Source organism: Stenotrophomonas maltophilia (assembly GCF_002799245.1).
Classification (GTDB): Bacteria; Pseudomonadota; Gammaproteobacteria; order Xanthomonadales; family Xanthomonadaceae; genus Stenotrophomonas; species Stenotrophomonas maltophilia_S.
On record NZ_NEQV01000011.1, the window covers coordinates 15,230 to 29,200 of the forward strand.

Genomic DNA, 13,971 nt, shown 5'->3' on the forward strand with positions numbered 1-13,971 from the left:
GCAGCTCGCGATAACCGCACGCGTCGATGTTCTGACGCCCTCCGCCAAGGCGGAATCTCTTATGCAACCAGGACACTAAATGTCATTGCAGTCAGCAATGCTCTCCAAGGACGTGAGCTTCGATAGCGTGATCTCGTCCACGCTTCACCGCGATCCATCCGGCACCTATTCCAAGATGGATGCACGTTCCAAGGCGCAGTACCACGAAGCGATTCGTCGACTCTCTGTCGTTGCGCGAACCAGCGAGAGAGCCGTAGCGGATATGGCAGTTGCATTGGCGGAAGGGAACCTCTCTGACTCCGAGTTGGAACGCCGTCACGCCGGCTACTACCTGCTGTGCGAAGGACAAACCGAGCTCCTGGGATCGCTTGATGCCAAGGGAGACCCCGCCAGCTTCTGGCGGCGAATGTCGATCGCGGGCAAGTTGAGCGTCTACTGCGGCGCTATTTCAGTTGTGTCTGCGCTGTACGTTGCTGCATTGCTGGCGGGGCAGCTTCAGTCGGGATTGTCAGTTGGCATTGCTGTCATGGGACTGTGCGGCCTGATCGCCGCAAGCCACACCGGCGTCCAGTGGGTGAACCAGGTCGCGAGAGTACTTCGCGGCCCACAGCGCCTTCCGAGGCTGGACTACTCCAAGGGCATTCCTTCCGAGTCCAGGACAGTGATTGCTGTCCCGTCCCTGCTCAGCTCGAAGGAGGCCATGGACGAGCTAGTTGCTGATCTCGAGATCGCATACCGCGGGAACAACGACCACAACGTTAGCTTCTGCCTGCTGACAGACTTCATGGAGTCACGACATGAGAGCGATGTGGATGACGAGAGGTTGCTCTCTCACGCGGTGACCGCCATCGAAGCGCTCTCGATGAAGCTGGGTGGGCGGATTGCACTACTCCACCGGGCGCGGCAATGGAACGCCTCGGAAGGGGTTTGGGTCGGATGGGAGCGGAAGCGAGGGAAGCTGGAAGACTTCAACAGCTTCATCATGGGTCGGGTAGGCCTGGATCACTATCAGACGGTGGCGGGCGATACCGAGGCGCTCGCTGGCATCAAGTATGTGATCACCCTGGATGACGACCTGGGACTGCAGGCCGGCCAAGCCTCTGAAATGGCCTCAGCGATGGCACATCCGTTGAACGCAGCCCGCCTGTCTGAAGACGGCCGCAGCGTCAGGCGCGGATACGGACTTCTTCAGCCCAGCCTCTACGCGCTGTCCAGGCGACCTCGTCCCACACGCTACGAGCATCTCTACGGCACGATTGTCATCTCCGCCAATTCGTCCGGCATCAAGGCAAACGCATACCAGGACCTGTTCGGCCAGAGCAGCTTCTGTGGCAAGGGAATCTACGACGTAGCCGTATTTGACACGGTTCTGCATGGAACGTTCCCGCAGAACCTGATACTTAGCCACGACATGCTGGAGGGATCCTTTGTCAGGTGCGGATCAATCACCGACATCGAGATGCCTGAAGAGTTTCCTGCCACGTACTCGTCAAACATCAAGCGCAGACACCGCTGGATGCGTGGAGACTGGCAGACGTCCTCAATGATTCTTCCCAAGCACCGCGACGGCACAGGCGTTCTGCGCCAGAACGCCATCCCGCTGTTCGGTCGATACCTCATCGCCGACAACGTGCGTCGCATTCTTGCGCCGATGGCATTGTTCGCCGCACTCACGCTTGGAATCTTTGTCGCGCCCCGCCCAGTGCTCTGGACACTCGGAATGCTGGGAACCCTGCTGCTCCCGGTAGCCAGCTCAATTGTTCTCCACGTCTACCTGAATGGGCGTCGCACCAACCTCTCACTGGTGTCGAGCCTGCTCGCCAAGTGGTTGTTCACTACCTCCTTGAACATCTGCTTCCTGGCTTACGAGTTCGTCGTCACAGCCGATGCGGCGCTGCGATCCAGCTTCAGAATGCTGGTATCAAAGCGCAAGCTTCTGGAGTGGACGCCGCAGTCGGTAGTCAATGCGCGGCCAGATCCTGGAGTGCTGGCAAACATCAGGCTAATGATCTCGTCACCGCTGCTTGCCGCAGCTTTGGCTGCGACCGCAGTGGCGTACCGTCCTGCGGCGGCTGCACCGGCCATCGCACTTGCGACGGTCTGGACGGTGGCCCCATTGATTGCCTGGTGGCTGGGACAGCCCAGTCGCGCAAGAGGTATTGCGAAATGATCCGCTGTCTTCTTCTGGGTTGCTTGCTCGCTACCGTATCCTTCAACGGCTGGTCGGAGCCTGCTGCCAGTGCACCTGGTTTTGATGACGGCTGCCGCACTCCTGGTGCTGCCGCGAGAGACAGGTTTCGCCATCCGGCTGAGACACTGGCCTTCTTCCAGGTTCACCCGGATAGCTCGGTGCTGGAGCTTACGCCTGGCGCCGGCTGGTACTCCGAGATTCTGGCCCCCATTCTGAAAGAGAAGGGGCGGTATGTCGCGGCCGTCTACGCGCCCATGGAAGCACCCGAGGCAAGCAACCCGCTGCTGGAGGCTCTCCGGAGTCGCTTCTCGCACAGCGCCGCCTGCTTCTCCAGAGCAGAGATGGCACTGTTTGATATACGTTCCCCGAGGCTTGGCGAAGCAGACACCTTTGACGTTGTTCTGACCTTCCGAAATGTGCACAACTGGGAGGACAGCGAGACTCTGGAACTGATGCTCGGCGAGGCCCTGAGGGTCCTGAGGCCCGGCGGCGTACTTGGCGTCGTTGACCACCGCGCAGATGGGCCGTATCACCAGGAGCTTCGGCCAGCAACGGGATACGTCCGAACTGCCCGCGTCGTGGATGTTGCGAGGAAAATCGGATTTGTTCTTGAAGAGAGTTCAGAGATCAACGCAAACCCGGTCGATACCAAGAATTACCCGAATGGAGTGTGGAGCCTGCCACCGACACTCAAAGGGGGTGACGTTGACCGCCAGAAATACATGAGTATCGGCGAAAGTGACCGGATGACGCTTCGCTTCAGGAAACCAGAGCAGGCCGCACTTCAGGAGCACCCATGAGCCTGTACAAAAGTAGCCACGGTGCCACGCGGCTTGCGTCGCTGCGCAATGTTCCATTCGTCATGGCGCTGATGCTGCGCGCCGCGCCGGTTCACTTCCCACTGTTGCTGTGTAGTCGTATTGGCGTGGCCATTGCACCCCTGCTTGCACTGCTCGTATCCAAGCGCATTGTGGATGCCGTTGCGGCAGCGACCTCTTCGCCGGTAAGCATCGACCACGTCCTTACGTTGGTGGCGATAGAGTTCGCAATCGTTGGCGGTGCCGCTTACTTGCTCCGCGTCGTTGCCTATCTTGACGCACTGTGCTCCGAGCGGTTCACGCTTCATGTGAGCGAGCGAATCATGTCTCACGCCGCCCATATCGACCAGGCAGCGTACGAAGATCCCGAGTTCTATGACCAGCTTGAACGAGCCCGGGTTCAAGCTGTTGATCGATACATCATGATCAAGGCACTTGGGGACCTCCTACAAGGATCGGTGCTCTGCATCTCCCTGTTGGCAGGCGCTGCGGCACTCTCGGGCTGGTACGTCGGGATACTGGTTCTGATGGCTCTTCCGATCTTCACGATTGACAGCCTGTTCTCTTTCAAGTGGTACTCACTTCGATTGAAGCAGACTCCCGAGCGCCGACGACTGGACTACCTGCGCTACGTTGCGTCCAGCAGGGAGTCATCCAAGGAGCTGCGCCTCTTCAGCTTTGCGCCGGCCATCCTCAAGCAGTATCAGAAGATCGCGCATCGCCTCTATGACGAGGTCATTGCACTCCAAAGAAAGAAACTTGCTACTGAGTTTGTTGTCGTTCTAGGCGCAGCGGGCCAGTACGTCATATGTGCCATCGTCATCGTCAAAGCCGCGCGTGGCGAGCTCTCAATCGGCACCATGACCTTCCTGCTTGGGGCACTGGCAGGCATCGCACGCGGCGTTCAGGACATCTTCGTTGCTGCTACAAGCGTCGCCGATCAAGCACTCTTCTTGACCGATCTCCAGACATTCCTGTCGCGAGATCCGATCCTGAAGGAGGTCGATGAACCACTGCGTCTTCCGCAGAGGATCACCCGCGGGTTCGAGTTCGAGAACGTATCATTCTCTTATCCAGGAACAGATCGCAGAATCCTGGACAGGGTTAGCTTCGCTATCCGTCCTGGAGAGAGCGTCGCTCTGGTTGGAGAGAATGGCGAGGGCAAGTCAACCATCGTCAAGCTGTTGCTCCGATTCTACGACCCCACTGAGGGGCGCATCACTCTGGACGGCGTAGACATCCGTAGCTACAAGGTTGCCGACCTCCACACGCGAATGGGCGTAATTTTCCAGGAGTTCATGCGATACGACATGACTCTTGCCGACAACGTCATGCTTGGAGCCGGCAGTGAAGAGGAGAGAATCCAGCTCCTTCATCAGGCGCTCGTCTGGAGCCAGGCACATGAGTTTGCAAGCAAGCTGCCAGAAGGTACTGAACAGATGCTTGGCCGCCGATTCCTTGGCGGCCTGGATCTGTCGGGGGGACAATGGCAGCGAATAGCACTGGCGAGAGCATATTTCCGCTCACCCGATCTGCTGGTACTCGACGAGCCGAGTGCTGCTTTGGACGCACGGGCGGAACGAGAGGTCTTTGAGAAGCTCGCCGAGCTGTCCATGGGAAGAATGGTTCTTCTCATCTCTCACCGTTTCTCAACGGTGAAGTCGGCGTCCACCATTCTGGTTCTGAGAGATGGCTCCATCTCTGAACGGGGTTCACACGTGGAGCTCATGACGATTCTGGATGGGACATACAGGCGTCTCTACCTTACTCAGGCCGAGCAGTACCGCGACTGAGGCATCGTGGCCGATCACTGCCGGTTGGTCGGCCACGCTCCAGACCATGCGCGCTCCCTACGCCCTCCGCTTCTGAGTGGCGCGGTGATTTGGAGTCCAATCCCCAACAGAACGGAGATTGGAGATGAAAATGCGCTTCTCCAAAAGGCAGGTCATCGGCTTCCTGCATGAGGCGGGAGCCGACGCGGCGGTGAAGAACCTGGATGGGAAAGGGCACACGCCAACCGCCTGCCGGAATCCTCCTAGCCGCCTCGCCAAGAATCCCCGATAGCCCTCGCAGACCACCTGCCGCACCATCAAGCGTCTCTCCGCAGGAAACCGCACATGAGCCTGGCGCTGGTCCACAGCCGTGCCCGCGCCGGGGTCGATGCCCCGCTGGTGCGGGTGGAAGTGCATCTCTCTGGTGGCCTGCCTGCCACCCAGATCGTGGGCCTGGCCGAAACCAGCGTGCGTGAGTCCCGCGAACGCGTGCGGGCCGCGCTGCTCTGCGCGCGCTTCGACTTCCCGCAGCGGCGCATCACCCTGAACCTCGCACCCGCCGACCTGCCCAAGGAAGGCGGGCGCTACGATCTGGCCATCGCGCTGGGCATCCTGGCGGCCAGCGGCCAGGTCGATCCGCAGTCGCTGCTGCAGTACGAGTTCCTGGGCGAGCTTGGCCTGACCGGTGAACTGCGGCCGGTGGCGGGTGCGCTGCCTGCTGCGATCGCTGCTGCCGAGGCCGGGCGCATCCTGGTGGTACCGCCCGGCAACGCGGCAGAGGCCGCCCTGGCCGAGCATGCCGATGTGCGGGTGGCGCGCACGCTGCTGGAATGCTGTGCCGGGCTGGGCAATCCGCGCCTGCTGCCGCCTGTGCAGCGCGTGGACACCACGCCGTTGCCGCTGCCGGATCTGGCCGACGTGCGTGGGCAGGCGCATGCACGACGCGCATTGGAGGTCGCCGCCGCCGGCGGTCACCATCTTCTGCTGATCGGCAGCCCTGGCTGTGGCAAGACGCTGTTGGCCTCGCGCCTGCCCGGCCTGTTGCCGGACACCGAGGAAGCCGAGGCCTTGCAGCTGGCCGCGATTGCCTCGGTGAGTGGCGAGGGGCTGGACCCGCGCCGCTGGCGGCAACGCCCCTTCCGGGCACCGCACCACAGCGCGAGTGCGGCGGCGCTGGTGGGCGGCGGCAATCCGCCCTGCCCCGGCGAGATCTCGCTGGCCCATCACGGCGTGCTGTTCCTGGACGAGCTTCCAGAGTGGAACCGCAGCGCGCTGGAAACCCTGCGCGAGCCGCTGGAATCCGGCCACATCCGCATCGCCCGTGCGGCACGCAGCGTGCAGTATCCGGCGCGCTTTCAGCTGGTGGCGGCGATGAACCCCTGCCCCTGTGGCTGGGCTGGCGACCGCAGCAACCGCTGCCTGTGCAGTGATGAGCGCATCAACCGCTACCGCGCGCGCGTGTCCGGCCCGCTGCTGGACCGCATCGACCTGCATATCAGCGTGGCACGCATGGACGCGGTGGAGCTGCGCGAGAGCACGCCGCTGGGTGAACCCAGTGCGTCAGTGCGTGAGCGGGTGGAAGCCGCGCATGCCCGGCAGCAGGCGCGTGGCGGGCTCAATGCACATCTGCCGCCGCCGGCGCTGCGCGCATGCACGAAGCTGAGCGAGGCCGATCAGGATCTGTTGGAGCAGGCCATCGAACGCCTGCAGCTTTCGGCACGGGCGATGCACCGGATCCTGCGGGTGGCGCGCACGATTGCGGATCTTGCGGGTTGCGAGATGATCCAGACGGCGCATCTGGCTGAGGCGATTGGCTATCGGCAGTTGGATCGGGGAAATGCATGAGCCTGATTGCGAGGTTCGCCCTGGGGCTGCGATCATCAAACAAAAAAATACCCCGGCCGCATGTCCAGAGGGACAGAGACGGTACCGGGGTGTACCGGACCACGCTACCGCACGGGAGACAAGCATTGCAATCAGCCGCAGTGGATGCGGCAGGTACATCTACCACGCACGGCCTTCTACCTACAGTTGGGCGCAAAGAGCGTCGACTAACAGTCGACCCCACCAAGGGCAGGCATCAGGCCGCGGAATGAACCCGCCCCCGCCTCGCCAGCAACGCCACCCGACGGCTGACCAGCGCGTGCAGCTCCGCCAGCTCCGACGCCCGGCCAGCCGTCATGTTGTCGCCGAACAGCACCCGCGACAGTCCCGCCGCGTCGCTGTCCTCCGGGTGCTGCCAACGGTCGCGATACACCTTCTGGCAGACCAGCCACGCCTGTGGCAGCCCACCGCCGGGCAGCGGGCGGACCACGCGTTCGTAGACCTGCCAGAACTGATATTCGGCCCGCAGGTCGATTGCAGGCGCCACCGACAGCGCCTGCCGGAGCCGTCCTGGGCCCCGGATGCCGAACAACGGGGTTCGCGGGTTGTGCTGTGCCATGCCAACAGCATGACCCAGCAACATTGTGGGAACCTTGCGTCGCCGCCAGAAAATCCCTGCCGATTGCGCAAGGCGGGTTTCCGGGCGGGCGTCAGGGGTCAGAGCCCTTCGATGCGCAAAGGGATCTGACCCCGATCACGGGATGGCTGCGGGGTCGGATCCCTTTGCGCAGCAAAGGGCTCTGGCCCCGCCCCTCGATGCCTCAGAACGCCATCGAGGTGCTGAACATCAGCTGCCGGGGTGCGCTGCGCTGCAGGGTCTGGTAATCCCCCGAGAACGACGAGCCGGCGATGGTGGCGGTACCGATGTTGTGGCGGTTGAACAGGTTGCTCACGTCCAGCCGCAGCTCCAGGCCGGGCACCGCGCTGTCCGCACCGAAACGGTAGGCGGCATAGGTGTTGACCTGCCAGAAGGTCGGCACGCGGATGTCGTTCTCGTAGGTGAAGGGCTGGCGCAGGTACGAGGTGCTGGTGGCGCCGAAGCGCCAGTCACCGAAGTGGGCGGACAGATCGCTGACCAGCGAGATCTGCGGGTAACCCGGTTGGGCGTTGCCCTTGATCGGGTACACCGTGTCGCCCACCACGAAATCACTGTCGTAGTACGAGCGGGCCAAGGCCACGCCCTGGTAGAACTGCAGATGGTCGGTCAGGTCGGCGGTGATGCCGAGGTCAGCGCCGATCACATGCATCTTCGGCATCAGCCGCACGGTGTTGACCTGCGCGAACTGGGTGCCGATGGCGGCCGACAGCAGGCGGTTGCGGATGTCGTTGTAGAACACGTCGCCGGTGATCGTCAGCCGGTCGAAGCGATGCGACGCGCCCACGGTGAGGTTCCAGTTCTTCTCCGGGCGCAGCGTGCCCGCCACGCGGTCGAACTCTTCCTGGTCAGTGATGGTCCATGCCGAGGCGGTGTAACCGATGTTGCCACGCTGGGCCACGCGGTAGCCGTTCATGGTGTTGGCCAGGTCGATGAAGGCATCGGTGGATTCGCTCGGGCTCCAGAACAGCGAGACATGCGGCAGGAAGTTGCTCTTCGCGCGCAGCGTGCCGTTCACCGGCCGGTCCTTGGCATCACCGAGGCCGCCGCCGCTGGTGCGGAAGTCCACGGCCTTGAAGCCGACGCCCAGCTTCAGCGTATCGTTCAGCACGATGTCGTCCTGCAGGTAGAACTGGCGCGAGCGGGTCACCCAGCTCGATGCGTTGTCGGTCATGAACGCGGGACCATACACGTCGAACGGGCCGGTAGCCTTCAGCGGCGGGCCTTCGCCCAGCAGCGGCTGCTGGTACCACTCGGTCCTGGCCGCGGCCTTGCTCTTCTCCTGCCAGAAGCCGGCAGTGAAGGTGTGCGCGCCGGCCTCGAACTGCAGGTTGACCATGCCGCCCAGCCGGTTGAGGCGCGGCGTCTGCACCTGCTCGGAGAACGGCGCGCCGTTGGGCGACGCAACGGTCGGGTCGGTCAGCGTGGCCTGGGTGTGGCTGTTGGCGTTGTACAGCTGCACGTTGCCGCGCAGCGCCGGGCTGATCTGGAAGCGGTGGTTGATCGAGGACACGCGGTCGCGGGTGATCTGGCCGGTGTCGTACGGAATCAGTTCGGACAGCTCACCGCAGGTGTAGGCGCCGCAGGACTTGTCCGCGTTCTCCGGCGAGGCCACGTACCAGGCCCACGCGTAGTCCGGGTAGAAGATGTCGGCCTTCCAGCCCAGCTTGCGGATCATGTCGAAGGAGATGTTGTTGTAACCCCAGACCTTGGCCTTGCTGTCGGACAGGAACACGGTGAAATCACCCCAGGCGACATCCTGTTGCAGCTTCAGATCGCCGCGCAGGAAGTTCTGCGTGCCCTCGCCCTGGTACTTGTCGGCGGACACCCGCTGCAGGTCGACCAGCACTTTCGGGCCGTGCTCGCCGAGCTGGCCACTTTGCCCGGATACGGTGGTGACCAACGTGTTGTTGCTGCCCACGCCCTGCTTCACGCGCAGGCTGGGCGTGTCCTGCAGCTCACGCAGGCGGTATTCCAGGCTGCCGCCGTTGACGCTGCTGGAGAACACGCTGACCGGTGCGCCGCCAGGGCTGACCGTGATCGCACCGATGCCATCGGGCACGCCCACGTTCACCACGCTGGTGCCGGTGAGCGAGAGGAAACCATTGTCGTTCAGCGGCACGCCCTCGAAGGTGATGCCCATTTCATTCATGCGGAAGCCACGCACGAACAGGCTGGTGGCCGAGATGTCCAGGCCCAGGCCATCGGTGGCGGTGTAGCTGGCGCCCGGTACCTGCTTCAGCATGGCCAGGCCGTTGTTGCCGGTGACCATCGCGTCGAGGTCTTCGGCGTTGATGATGTAGCGGTTGGGGCCGACCACCTGGGTCGGTGCCACGGCCGCACCGCGCGGGGTAGCGATGACCTGCAGGGCGTTGAGCGTGGTGGGGGTGTCATGCGTGGCATCGTGCGTTTCTGCGGCATGCGCAGGTGCGGCGATGGCAGCGATGATGGCCAGAGCGAGGCGCGTCGTGGGTGGGGTGTTCATGGGCGGATCCAGGGTGCAGGGAGAGAGCGGCGCAGGCGCACGCCCAGCGCGTTGCAGCACCGGTGTCGGCGCCCTGGCTGGCGATGCGATTGCGTTGAGGGGGCGGCGGCGCAGTGCGCGCCGGTCAGTGGCAGAGGAAGACGATCATCTGCCGCGGGATTCGAGGGCGTGATTTCGACGTGCGAAATTCTTGCATCCCACTGCCGCATCCGCCATTGCACCGTGGTACAGCGCCGATGGCGATGGGGATGGATGGGCTATACGTGGGTATAGGTCGGCGCTTGCCGATTGCGCGTGCCAACCGAGGTTGGCAACTACCTGGGCAGCTGGACGCGTGGTAGAGGCCGACCTTGGTCGGCGCTTGCCGATTGCGTGTGCCAACCAAGGTTGGCACCTACCTGGGCAGCTGGACGCGTGGTAGAGGCCGACCTTGGTCGGCGCTTGCCGATTGCGTGTGCCAACCAAGGTTGGCAGCTACCTGGGCAGCTGGACGCGTGGTTACTGCAGGACGAAACGCTCGATCGCGCGCGCCACGCCGTCGTCGGCATTGGTCGTGGTTTCAAACTGCGCCACCGCCTTCACCGCATCGATGGCATTGCCCATCGCCACGCTGGTACCGGCGTACTGCAGCATGGTCAGGTCGTTCTCCTGGTCACCGATGGCCATCACGTTGGCGCGGTCGATGCCCAGGTGCTCGGCCAGCTTCTGCAGGCTCGGCCCCTTGCCGGCGCGGCGGTCGAACACCTCCAGGAAGAACGCAGCGCTCTTCAGCACCGCGAAGCGTTCGGTCAGCTCGCCGGGCAGGCGCGCGATGGCGGCATCCAGCACGTCCGGCGCGTCGACCATCATCAGCTTGATGAAGGACATCGATGGGTCCATGTCGGCCACGCGACGGTACGACAGCGGCATCCGCGAAAGATGCGAGTCGGCCACGGTGTAGTAGCTGATGTCCTGGTTGGGCGTGTACATGCGCCGGCTGTCCAGCGCCTGGAAATGCACGCCCAGTTCGCGGGCCACCTGCTCGCAGAACAGGAAGTCGTCGAAGCTGAGCGGATACTCGACCACGGTTTCGCGCGTGCCGATGCGCTGCACCAGGCCGCCATTGCAGGCAATGCAGTAGTCATCGTCGCCGGTGATGCCCAGCTCGTGCAGGAACGGTGCCAGGCCCGGAACCGGGCGGCCACTGGTCAGCACGATGTGCACGCCCAGCGCACGCGCCTGCGTGATGGCCTGCCTGGCGCGGGCGGTGAGCGTGTGGGCGGGGTCCAGCAGGGTGCCATCCATGTCGATGGCGACCAGTTCGATGGTCGATTGCCTGCGGCCCATGTCCATCAGCGTCATACCTTCATGCGGGCCGTCCATTTTACCCCCTCATGCCCGGTTCACCTCTTTGCCGGCGTTGGCCGGGATACTGCAGGAGCCTGTGCGTCCCCCACCGCAGGACGGCCCGCTGACCGCCCTTCCCTGGAGAAGCTTCCGACGCATGACCTACCGTGCCCCTGAAACCAATGACAGCGCGCCCCTGGCCCAGCAGATCGAGCAGATGATCGACGAGCTGCCCGGCGAACAGGTGAGCGTCGGCACCCTGCTCAGCGCGCTGGGCGATGAAGGCCTGCTGCTGATCGTGATCCTGCTCTCGGCCATCTTCATCATCCCGGTCTCCATTCCCGGGCTGAGTACCGTATTCGGTGCCTCGATCCTGCTGATCGGCCTGAGCCGGGTGCGCAACCGTCCGCTGTGGGTGCCGCAGAAGCTGGCGCGCCGCGAGATCGCCACCGACAAGCTGAAGGCCAACCTCGGCCGTGCGCTGAAATGGGTGCATCGCATGGAGCGACTGTCGCGGCCGATGCGGCTGGCGGTGATGGTGCGCTCGAAGAAGATGATGCGCCTGAACAACCTGGCGCTGGTCGTGGCCACCCTGCTGTTGATGGCGCCGGCCGGGCCGATTCCCTTCAGCAACACACTGCCGGCGCTGGCGCTGATGTCTTTTGCGATCGGTTTCATCCAGCGTGATGGCGCTGCGGTGGCTGCCGGTTACGCCTTCGTGGTGGCCACGATGGTGTATTTCGGCGTGCTGCTTGGCGGCGTGGGTTTCGCCGCCGAATCGGTGTTCAGCGGGTTCCGCAGCGGTACTGCGGAACTGTAGAGCCGAGCCCACGCTCGGCTGCTGTTCGGCCGGTTTCCCGAAACCCCGCGCTGCGCGCGTAAGCCGAGCATGGCTCGGCTCTACACAGGCCAATTCAAAGCAGTCGGGCGTGACTCGACGCTACAGAACTACTTCGCCGACACCCGCCACACCACGTTGCCCACGTCGTCGGCCACCAGCAGTGCGCCTTCGGCGTCCATCGCCATGCCCACCGGCGCGCCCATCAGGGTCTTCTCGTCCTTCGAGGCGAAGCCACTGACCACGGTCTGCGGCCGCCCGGTCGGCTTGCCGTCCTTGAACGGTACGTACACCACTTCGTACCCGCTCAACGGCGAACGATCCCAGCTGCCGTGCTCGCCGATGAAGGCGCCGCCGTGGTACTGCACCGGCAGCGCCTGGCCGGTGTAGAACAGCAGGCCCAGCGGTGCCACATGCGAGCCGATCGCATAGTCGGGCGTGATGGCCTTGGCCACCAGGTCCGGCCGCTGCGGCTGCACGCGCTCATCCACATGCTGGCCGTAGTAGCTGTAGGGCCAGCCGTAGAAGCCATCTTCCTTCACCGAAGTGAGGTAGTCCGGCACCAGGTCGGCGCCGATCTCGTCGCGCTCGTTGGCCACCGCCCACAGTTTGCCGGTGCTCGGCTCCCAATCCAGGCCGGTCGGGTTGCGGATGCCCGAGGCGTAGATGCGGCTGCCACGCGTGGCCACGTCCACCTCCAGCACCACTGCGCGGCGGTATTCGACGGCCAGGCCATTCTCGGTGATGTTGCTGTTGGAGCCCACGCCGACATACAGCTTGCGGCCATCAGGGCTGGCCAGCAGTTCCTTGGTCCAGTGGTGGTTGATGGTGCTGGGCAGGTCGGTGAACTCGCGGCCCTTGTCGGACATGCGGGTTTCGCCAGGCACGTAGTGGTACTGCATGATGTTGCCGGTGTTGGCCACGTACAGCGTGTCGCCGATCAGCTGGATGCCGAACGGCGAGTGCAGGCCCTCGATGTAGACGTGCTGGGTCCAGGTATCGGTACCGGGCGTGCGGCGCAGCAGGGTGACCCGGTTGCCGCCCTTGCCGGCCTTGCCCGAGCGCGCCTTCACCTTGCCGGCGATCCACTGCTTGGGCGTGGTGACCGGTTCTTCGCCGGGGCCGTTGCCTTCCACCACCAGCACATCGCCGTTGGGCAGGGTCAGCAGGCGCCGCGGGTGCTGCAGATTGGCGGCGATGCGCTCGATCTTCAGGCCCTGGGCCACCGTGGGCGACTGTCCGTCGGCCCAGCCCACGCCACGCGGCACCTGCATCGGCGGCATCAGGAAGTTCTTCGGCGCCGGTAGCGGAGGCTGTGCGCCGGACTGGTCGGTGGGGTGGTATTCGGCCTTGCCCGCGCAGGCCGACAGGGTGACGGCCAGTGCCAGCACGGCCACGGTGGGCAGGATGTGCTTAGCCATGACGACCTCCCTGCAGCACCGGCGGCTGCACTGACAGCAGGATCAGGCCCAGTGCGATCAGGGCCACGGTCAGCGCCGACAGGATCGTGCCCGGCACCGCGACGGCATAGGCATCGCGGCTGTGCACGAAGGCGTTCCAGATGGCCAGCACCACTGCAACCAGGTTGAGGAAGAAATCGATGCGGTCGATGCGGGTGGCGGTGCCGTTACGGCGCCAGACCGCGAACAGGTTGATCAGGCGCGGCACGATGGCGATCAGCAGCCCGAACGTGATCAGCCAGGCGGCGGCCTTGCCCCACATCACCTCGGCGCTGTTGAGGTAGATCGCGTCGAAGATCAGCGCGCCGACGAAGAAGCCGAAGGGTATCGGGTTCAACAGGCTGAACAGTGTGGTGCCAAGGCCGCGATGGGCCTGGGCGAGCGGATTGACCATCATCGTGCTCCGTGCGGAAGGGTGCACGGGCTGTAGTAGCACAGCCGCATGTGAAGTCGCGCGATGACATCGCTTCTGTGCAGCCGAGATCCTATGTTCGAGATCAAGCCTGCTGGAAGCAGGCTTGACCCACTTTCAGCATGGTCGGATCGAACTCCCGGCCGCTCTTGAAGACGCCCCAGGCAATCCTGGCCAGCTTTCTGGCCAG

At 63.9% G+C, this 13,971-nt stretch carries 10 protein-coding genes and 1 pseudogene; 5 read left to right on the forward strand and 6 right to left on the reverse strand.

The window, feature by feature from the left end:
• Nucleotides 1-97 precede the first annotated feature (97 nt).
• From B9Y64_RS21785 to B9Y64_RS21800, 4 genes are all read left to right on the forward strand, one after another.
• The gene (locus B9Y64_RS21785) at nucleotides 98-2,170 is read left to right on the forward strand and encodes a hypothetical protein (RefSeq protein WP_100442425.1); all 2,073 of its coding nucleotides are present in this window, start codon (nucleotides 98-100) and stop codon (nucleotides 2,168-2,170) included.
• 179 nt (nucleotides 2,171-2,349) lie between these two features.
• Complete coding sequence (locus tag B9Y64_RS21790) at nucleotides 2,350-2,991, forward strand: class I SAM-dependent methyltransferase (RefSeq protein ID WP_100442426.1); 642 nt, start codon at nucleotides 2,350-2,352, stop codon at nucleotides 2,989-2,991.
• Nucleotides 2,988-4,802: an ABC transporter ATP-binding protein gene (locus B9Y64_RS21795; RefSeq protein ID WP_100442427.1), complete on the forward strand. Its 1,815-nt coding sequence runs from the start codon at nucleotides 2,988-2,990 to the stop codon at nucleotides 4,800-4,802. Before B9Y64_RS21790 ends, B9Y64_RS21795 begins: the two co-directional genes overlap by 4 nt.
• A 324-nt stretch (nucleotides 4,803-5,126) precedes the next feature.
• Nucleotides 5,127-6,626, forward strand: coding sequence for a YifB family Mg chelatase-like AAA ATPase (locus tag B9Y64_RS21800; RefSeq protein ID WP_100442428.1), 1,500 nt, complete (start codon nucleotides 5,127-5,129; stop codon nucleotides 6,624-6,626).
• A 235-nt stretch (nucleotides 6,627-6,861) separates the two neighbouring features.
• On the opposite strand, the gene B9Y64_RS21805 is transcribed toward B9Y64_RS21800, so the two are convergent.
• From B9Y64_RS21805 to yidA, 3 genes are all read right to left on the reverse strand, one after another.
• Entirely contained in the window at nucleotides 6,862-7,248 is a 387-nt protein-coding gene (locus B9Y64_RS21805) for a hypothetical protein (protein ID WP_100442429.1), read from the reverse strand.
• 178 nt (nucleotides 7,249-7,426) lie between these two features.
• The gene (locus tag B9Y64_RS21810) at nucleotides 7,427-9,745 is read right to left on the reverse strand and encodes a TonB-dependent receptor (RefSeq protein WP_100442430.1); all 2,319 of its coding nucleotides are present in this window, start codon (nucleotides 9,743-9,745) and stop codon (nucleotides 7,427-7,429) included.
• A 498-nt stretch (nucleotides 9,746-10,243) separates the two neighbouring features.
• On the reverse strand, nucleotides 10,244-11,077 hold the full coding sequence (gene yidA, locus B9Y64_RS21815) for a sugar-phosphatase (protein ID WP_100442436.1): 834 nt from the start codon (nucleotides 11,075-11,077) through the stop codon (nucleotides 10,244-10,246).
• Between the two features lie 151 nt (nucleotides 11,078-11,228).
• On the opposite strand from yidA, the gene B9Y64_RS21820 reads away from it, so the two are divergent.
• Nucleotides 11,229-11,891 (forward strand): exopolysaccharide biosynthesis protein, encoded by a 663-nt coding sequence (locus tag B9Y64_RS21820; protein WP_049431964.1) that lies wholly within the window; start codon nucleotides 11,229-11,231, stop codon nucleotides 11,889-11,891.
• A 128-nt stretch (nucleotides 11,892-12,019) separates the two neighbouring features.
• Here B9Y64_RS21820 and B9Y64_RS21825 read toward each other — a convergent pair whose 3' ends face one another.
• From B9Y64_RS21825 to B9Y64_RS22665, 3 genes and pseudogenes are all read right to left on the reverse strand, one after another.
• Complete coding sequence (locus B9Y64_RS21825; protein ID WP_100442431.1) at nucleotides 12,020-13,330, reverse strand: PQQ-dependent sugar dehydrogenase; 1,311 nt, start codon at nucleotides 13,328-13,330, stop codon at nucleotides 12,020-12,022.
• Entirely contained in the window at nucleotides 13,323-13,763 is a 441-nt protein-coding gene (locus B9Y64_RS21830; RefSeq protein ID WP_100442432.1) for a DUF2231 domain-containing protein, read from the reverse strand. Before B9Y64_RS21830 ends, B9Y64_RS21825 begins: the two co-directional genes overlap by 8 nt.
• Before the next feature lie 103 nt (nucleotides 13,764-13,866).
• Nucleotides 13,867-13,971, reverse strand: a pseudogene (locus tag B9Y64_RS22665) (IS110 family transposase); the annotation flags it as partial.

What these genes read in the sequence shown, in the direction of transcription:
- yidA (WP_100442436.1), bottom strand. Translation starts at nt 11,077, where the DNA reads ATGGACATGGGCCGCAGGCAATCGACCATCGAACTGGTCGCCATCGAC.
- B9Y64_RS21805 (WP_100442429.1), bottom strand. Translation starts at nt 7,248, where the DNA reads ATGTTGCTGGGTCATGCTGTTGGCATGGCACAGCACAACCCGCGAACC.
- B9Y64_RS21795 (WP_100442427.1), top strand. Translation starts at nt 2,988, where the DNA reads ATGAGCCTGTACAAAAGTAGCCACGGTGCCACGCGGCTTGCGTCGCTG.
- B9Y64_RS21800 (WP_100442428.1), top strand. Translation starts at nt 5,127, where the DNA reads ATGAGCCTGGCGCTGGTCCACAGCCGTGCCCGCGCCGGGGTCGATGCC.
- B9Y64_RS21785 (WP_100442425.1), top strand. Translation starts at nt 98, where the DNA reads ATGCTCTCCAAGGACGTGAGCTTCGATAGCGTGATCTCGTCCACGCTT.
- B9Y64_RS21810 (WP_100442430.1), bottom strand. Translation starts at nt 9,745, where the DNA reads ATGAACACCCCACCCACGACGCGCCTCGCTCTGGCCATCATCGCTGCC.
- B9Y64_RS21830 (WP_100442432.1), bottom strand. Translation starts at nt 13,763, where the DNA reads ATGGTCAATCCGCTCGCCCAGGCCCATCGCGGCCTTGGCACCACACTG.
- B9Y64_RS21825 (WP_100442431.1), bottom strand. Translation starts at nt 13,330, where the DNA reads ATGGCTAAGCACATCCTGCCCACCGTGGCCGTGCTGGCACTGGCCGTC.
- B9Y64_RS21820 (WP_049431964.1), top strand. Translation starts at nt 11,229, where the DNA reads ATGACCTACCGTGCCCCTGAAACCAATGACAGCGCGCCCCTGGCCCAG.